The 4,193-nt window shown below is 34.7% G+C and carries 5 protein-coding genes and 1 pseudogene; 4 read left to right on the forward strand and 2 right to left on the reverse strand.

Annotation, left to right across the window (positions count from 1 at the left end; genetic code table 11):
- Window positions 1–61: 61 nt before the first annotated feature.
- A pseudogene (locus tag JN080_RS28335) lies at window positions 62–417 on the reverse strand (transposase); the annotation flags it as partial.
- 368 nt (window positions 418–785) lie between these two features.
- Between JN080_RS28335 and JN080_RS28340 the strand changes: the two are divergent.
- From JN080_RS28340 to JN080_RS28350, 3 genes are all read left to right on the forward strand, one after another.
- Entirely contained in the window at window positions 786–908 is a 123-nt protein-coding gene (locus JN080_RS28340; RefSeq protein ID WP_256239283.1) for a hypothetical protein, read from the forward strand.
- A 483-nt stretch (window positions 909–1,391) separates the two neighbouring features.
- On the forward strand, window positions 1,392–1,583 hold the full coding sequence (locus tag JN080_RS28345; protein ID WP_256239284.1) for a hypothetical protein: 192 nt from the start codon (window positions 1,392–1,394) through the stop codon (window positions 1,581–1,583).
- Between the two features lie 623 nt (window positions 1,584–2,206).
- Window positions 2,207–2,329, forward strand: coding sequence for a hypothetical protein (locus tag JN080_RS28350; protein WP_256239285.1), 123 nt, complete (start codon window positions 2,207–2,209; stop codon window positions 2,327–2,329).
- Window positions 2,330–3,520: 1,191 nt separating this feature from the next.
- Here the strand turns inward: JN080_RS28350 and JN080_RS30110 are convergent.
- Window positions 3,521–3,574, reverse strand: coding sequence for a YjcZ family sporulation protein (locus JN080_RS30110; protein ID WP_375141805.1), 54 nt, complete (start codon window positions 3,572–3,574; stop codon window positions 3,521–3,523).
- A 44-nt stretch (window positions 3,575–3,618) separates the two neighbouring features.
- Between JN080_RS30110 and JN080_RS28355 the strand changes: the two genes are divergently transcribed.
- The gene (locus JN080_RS28355) at window positions 3,619–3,789 is read left to right on the forward strand and encodes a hypothetical protein (protein WP_256239286.1); all 171 of its coding nucleotides are present in this window, start codon (window positions 3,619–3,621) and stop codon (window positions 3,787–3,789) included.
- Window positions 3,790–4,193: the final 404 nt, after the last annotated feature.

A 4,193-nucleotide genomic window follows, 5' to 3' on the forward strand; every position in this document is an offset into this window, starting at 1 on the left:
CAGGATAGCTGCTGTCAGTTCATCTGCTGTATTAACTTGCTCTTTTGCTTCGTAGTAATAGGTAGGTACTTCTTGAAAGTTGTAGGACATCGCACATTGCTGATATCGAGTATTTGTGTCGATTGTTTTTGATCACATTTACTTTTGTCCTAGTATCAGCGCAGCTTGCTTTAAAATATCATTCTCCATTAACAATCTCTGGTTTTCTTTACGGAGTTTGATTAACTCTGTTTCTTCTGGAGTTCTATTGTCTTTCTCCTTGAATGACCCGGATGTTTGGTACTGTGTTATCCACTTATCCAACGCCGAAGGCGTCAAATCATATTCGCTAATAATATCTTTTCTAGGCTTTCCATTTGCATAAAGCTTGACCATTTGAGCCTTAAATTCTGTAGTGAATGTTCGTCTTTCTCTCATTTTAAGTCTCTCCTTAACTAGGTAATGTTGAAGTAGACCACCAAAAGAGTGGGTTTGCGAAGAAACTTGACATGGAGCCTCCGCGGGCATGCTTTTTGAGCCAGGAAGCCAGCTGTTTTATAAACACCTGGCTTGCCGAACAGGCTAGCATGCCCGCCACTCCGTATAAAGTTTCTAGTACCGTCCACTTATGCTTATAAGCAGTATATCCAAGTTTGGCGTTTGGTCTACTTCACCTTAATTTTATTGTCCAGTTAAGTGTAGCCGATTCAGGATTGAAGCCATAGAGAGGAAGGGAGGGCGAACAAGGAAAAGGGTTATCTACTTTATTGTCAATACAATTTAGTATATGGAAGGAGAAAAAAACTTTGACGCAGAGAGAACTTGGAATGTTTATGATTCCAGTACATACGAAAGATAAATTAGAGAATGAGTTATGGGAAATAAAAGATAAATACGAGCAATTGAATCTAATAAGGAAATACTATTAGATGTTAGACCGAATCCAGATGGCGTGGAATTTAATGGGACTGAGGAGTTTAATTTTTATGTTACGGTATCATTAAGACTAAAAGGAAAAGAAACGACGAATATTTAAGTTTATTCATAGATTGTTTTTAAGAGTACGTAACCAAATGGTCCAAAGGAATAAGACTTTTTAAACTTAATTGGGCCCTCTACAAGCCCGACATTCTATGCTGCTCATGGATGCAGCATAGAAAAGTCATAGTCAAAAGAATTAAAGTTGACTAAGTCAACTTTTTGTTTTATTCTCCTGTTGACAAAGTCAACAGGAGGGGATAAGATGAAAAGCTCAACCAAACGCATCGTTGAAACTTTCCCGAAATTTAAAGGCAGATTAAAGGCATATGCGAACATTGATTTAGTGAAGACCTAACGGAAGTAGAAGCTCTTTTTTAAAATTAGCTTGGTTTTTTGAAGCTCCGGAGTATGAAAGTTTTAATATCAGATGGTTGTATGAATCTTTAGATGATAAGTGGCTTGAATTCGCATTAGAATTAATGGTCCATTTCCTTTGGGAGGATACGTATTTAATTCAAAAACCTACCTTTTCCATTCTGCGTGAGCCTAGAGGAAATTATTTAAATCAAAAACAATTTGCTGATTTTTTATCTGAAAATGGCTTACATTATGATAAACGTTAATTAAATGTGTATTATAACCGAGGGAAGCTGCCAAAGGCAGATATTGAACTTGCGGGAATCCCGTATTGGAGCAAAGATCAAAGATACAGTTGAAGAGTTTTACGAACAGGAGAAAAACCGTTTGAAATAACATTTATTACTCTAATGAATGCAGATTTGGCATTTGAAATATAAATAAGTCCTTTAGTTGTAGCAATACAACCATTTGCATATCTGCCTATTTGTTCTTCCACACTATTAAGGGACGGTCCTTTTAAATAATTTTCATGAGTTAAATCGTATTATATGTTACATATAAAATGAGGTATTTCATAAAAGCCCCCCTTTATAGATAGGTTCAACAATCCATCTCTATTGATAACTTTGATCCTTCCCTAGTTCTGGGATTTCTTTCCTCTTTTGTTTTGGAATAATACTTCTCCGTTCTTATTCTTCCAGTTCCTTAGCTCTGTAATATCTTTATCTCCATTAACAATAACATTTTCCAATTTAGCTCGATAAGACATTTCTTTCTTTATTTGCTTCCAACAATCCAAAGCTACTCGAAATACGATCAGTAAAATCTCATCTGATAATGATATTCTCCAACACTGCCGACCATTAATGAAAAGGAGGAAATCGAAATGGAACAAGAAGGGGTAGTAGGGGCCGGATTTGCTGTTTTAACCGGTATATACGTAACATTATCTTGCCAGACTTGCCGGAGGCTAAAGAGGCACCAACAAATCGAAACAGATATGTCTTAATATTCAAAATATATATATTTTTTCTCGCTTTGGAAAAGATAAGATAAGCAGCTAATACAATCAAGTTTTATCCGAATAACATAATATATTAGAGACCTTATGAGGACAGGGAGGGTTTCTGATGCTTTGTTATCCGGGATACAGATATTGAGGACCTGGTTGTCACGGGCCGGGTGCCCCTGTAAATGTATTGGATGCTATTTGCTTGAAACATGATAATTGTTACCGAATGTCTGGAAATAGAAAAATGTGCGATCAAATGTTTATAAATAGAACGAGACCGCTTATCAATCAACCTGGTAAAATAGGAAGAGATGCAGCAATTATGAGTGCACTGATAAAATTTAAATTAATGTTTTAAAATGTTGCCAAGCACCTTATTAAAACCAACGGATCCGCTAGTGAGCGATCCGAAAAATTGTATTTCAAAGAAGAGTAAGGGGCATTATGAGGTGCATATATGGAAACGTAGTTTCCAGAGGTTATTAAACTTGGTTGAAAACTGGATAAAAAAACACACTATTATAAAAAAAGTAGAATATGGTTAACGGGTTCCGTTTTGAAGTGAAAGACGGTAATTCGCAAGCAAATTCACAATAAAAAACGGAGGGGAATTCAAATAATTCACCCTACTATTCTATTACTCTAATTTGTGAATATTAGCGTCGTACTAAGTAGCAAATGACTTTGTTTTAATAAATGTTATTCTTCCACATAAGCACCCTGTTTAGCCTAACAAGATTTCTCAATTTGGGCAGGTTACAATTCTTTTAAGTACAAAAGGACCAAACTTTTTTTGTGCTTGAATTTATTGGTCTAACTTTTATTCGGGTTGGTCTCATAGTTGGGGAAATCTCATCCCATTTTCCAGCCATTGTTATCAACAAACTGAATATGAGGAAATACCCAATTTATAAAAGCTACATTCCGGGGTAAATTTGAAATTCGACTAATTACTTTGAATATTAACTTAGAAGGAAGCCAACGGCCCTAATTGATTCCTTCCCCTTTAAAGGAGGTATCTCCTAGAATATATTTTTGTAGGCTAATAATAAAGTATGCCTGCTTTTTCCTTTTGTATGGCATATTTCTTAAGTAAAATAGTCGTCTATTATGTAAAATGAAAAATCCTCTTTCAAAAGGCTTTTTCCCTATAAACCCCAATGAAAATTGGATATATAATCGAATATTTTAATTCCAGTAAGCTGGGCCAACGATAATTAAAAGAATGAACAATACGACAATTTCTCAAGGGATTCAACATGTGTAACTGTAATGATATCAATTAGGTGGAAAGTGGCATTAATGCCACCTTCTGGAGACTTTCCTCTGATAAACAAGTTCAAGAACAAATGGATTTTCTTGAAGAGATCTTAGAACTAGGAAAACAAATCAGTAAAGAATCCTATAAAGAATTTTACGAAATAGGAGAACGTAGAGACGAAGATTGGGGAGAGTAGGCACTTATGGGTTAAAGTAATATACGACACAAACTTCTCCACTGACCTTACAAGTGGTTATCCTAAATGTGTAGAAACGTTTAAAAAGTATGTGTCACAAAAATCAACTATCTTAATGTCAACTTATTATACACGAAATTCTTTCTAACTTTAAATATGAGACTGAGGAAGCGATTTTTCTTTGTTTTTTTAGGTTTAAAGTTAAGTTTATATTTAAATCAGTAATGAAAATTAGAAGATCATCATGAAGGGGATTAAAAAGGATAGAATTTTTACAGCTGTTAAATTTATTTTCCCTCTTTTTTTATTAATTCTAGCTGTGTTTGAAATAAAAAAATTTGCTAAAGGGGTTAATACTAATTTATTACAGCAGGAAGTAGGCCACTTACATTTTAGTAGTTGGC

The organism is Bacillus sp. EB600 (assembly GCF_024494385.1).
In the GTDB taxonomy this organism is placed as follows: Bacteria; Bacillota; Bacilli; order Bacillales; family Cytobacillaceae; genus JAEVLT01.